General features: G+C 68.8%; 1 pseudogene. It reads right to left on the reverse strand.

Features of this window, described 5'->3' with window-relative positions:
- Window positions 1-1,755 (reverse strand): annotated as a pseudogene (locus tag ONA70_RS36140) (hypothetical protein); the annotation flags it as partial.

Below are 1,755 nucleotides of genomic sequence, written 5' to 3' on the forward strand. Positions count from 1 at the left end.
GCCGGTGAAGTCGGTGGGCAGGTTCTCGCCGGTGAACCCGTTGCCCCGCGCGCCGATGTTCGTCCCTATCCGGTCGATGCCGGCATTGCCCTTGCCGCCGGCGAGCCAGAGACCGGGCGGAAGACCGTTGACGGCACCGATGGCGAGCGGGTCGGGGGCGTCGTCGCCGGTGAGGTCGGCATCGGGTGCGGTGGCCGCGGGGGCGGCGTTGAAGGTCTTGCTGGCGCTGTCGCCGAAGTTGCCACCGGCGGAGAGGCTGGAGACGCTGAGCGTGTTGGTGAATCGGGTGGGGGAGATCGTGACAGTGGCATTGCCGCTGGCGTCGGCGTCGACCTCCACCGGCGCGCCCGCGTTGAGCTGGTAGACGTAGCTGCTGGGGACCGTCGTGCTGGTGCCCTTGGTGATGGTGAACGTCACCGGCTGACCGATCGTCGCCCCGGCCGACGGCTCGCTGACCGACGGCGGACCCGGGCGGGTGGGGTCGAAGTCGAATTTGCAGGCGGCTGACCAGTCGCTGGGGGTGCGGAAGTCGGTGGCCTGGACCTTCCAGGAGAAGTTGGTGATCGCACCGCCCGCGGCGGCGCGGAGCTTGTCCACGCCGACGATGAGCACGGCGGTGCTGCCGGAGGAGTACGTGAGCAGGTTGGGGTCGGAGGAGGCGATGGCGGTCTGGGTGGTGTCGCTGGTCTTCCAGAGTTTGAAGGTGACGCCGAGGGTGCCCTTGTTGGGGTCGGAAACGGGGGCGTAGAGGGAGACGGTGCCGTCACCGACGGTGGAGCCGCCAGCGCATGCGGTCTTCGGGGAGGTGGTCAGGCCGGTGGGCTTGTTGGGCTTGTGGTTGTAGCGGATGGTGAGCGTGGGGCTGGTCTCCAGGAACTCCTTCCAGCTCTCCGTGTCCGTGGCCTCGTTCGCGGCGACCATCCACAGCGTGCGGGTTGCGCGCTTGGCGGTGACATCGGTGCGGATCTGGTCGGTGATGTCGAAGGAGACCGCGGCGGCGTCGCAGCCGGAGTAGCCGTAGGCGAAGCTCTTCGAGGCGATCGCCGAGCCCTTGCTGACGCCCTCCCAGTAGTTCCAGGTCGCGTTGGACGAGGACAGTGTCGTGCCGGGGCCGTAGATGTAGACGGTCTTGGCGGTGCAGGACCAGGACCGCGTGTTGGTGATCTTGAAGACGGCGTCGTAGATCTCGGCCCCGGCCAGGGTGCCGTAGGGGACCGGGAAGTTGATCAGGGTGTTGGAGCGCTGGCTGCCGGCGTTGCCGACCTGCATCCGCCCGATTAGGTCGGGGGTGTTCTTCCAGTAGTTGGTCGACTGGTGCTGGTAGGAGATGGTCGCCCAGCCGGACATCGACTCCCCGACCGGCGTCCAGGTGAACGTGGGGTCGATGAAGACCGGGAATGTTGTCGCGGTGTCGGTCAGCAGCTTCTGGTCCGGCGTGAGGTGCAGCTTGCCGGCGGCGACCTTCACCCCGATCGGGGCGGTGCGGGCGGTGCGGCCGGGAGCGACGGTGGTGGACAGGGAGCCCCGCTCCTGCGGGGTCGCTGTGGTCGCCGTCATCGCACCCGAGTCCCACATGGTCGGGGCCGGTGCGGTGAGCACCGTCCGGCTGGTGCGGTCCCGGCCGGTGATGTTCCCGGCCGCGTCCGTGGCCAGGGTGACGCCCTTGGTGATGGTGGTCAGGTCGAGGGCGGCCAGCTTGGGGTTGGTGGCGGCGGCGCGGTTGTTGACCACGAAGACGTGGGAGAACGCGCCTTG

This window comes from Micromonospora yasonensis, assembly GCF_026013475.1.
Taxonomy (GTDB): domain Bacteria; phylum Actinomycetota; class Actinomycetes; order Mycobacteriales; family Micromonosporaceae; genus Micromonospora; species Micromonospora yasonensis.